The organism is Streptococcus sp. HMSC067H01, from assembly GCF_001814775.1.
GTDB lineage: Bacteria > Bacillota > Bacilli > Lactobacillales > Streptococcaceae > Streptococcus.
Genome location: NZ_KV817805.1, coordinates 1 through 224 on the forward strand (window position 1 = coordinate 1; position 224 = coordinate 224).

General features: G+C 41.5%; 1 pseudogene. It reads left to right on the plus strand.

The features are described from left to right. Positions 1–224: pseudogene (locus HMPREF2987_RS11055) on the plus strand (hypothetical protein); the annotation flags it as partial.

Here is a 224-nt window from a genome sequence, read left to right on the forward strand (position 1 = left end):
ATCCAACTGTAACAGATGTAACAGTAGGTAATGATGGTACAGCTACAGTTACTTACCCAGATGGCACAACAGCTGTTATCCCAGCAGATAAGACAGTTAAGGAATCAGCAGATAAGGAACTTAAGGTCCCAGCTGTAACCCCAGTTACAGATCCAAGTAACTTGACTGATGCCGAAAAAGCTAAGGTAGTAGAAGAAGTTAAGAAAGCTAACCCAACAGTAACT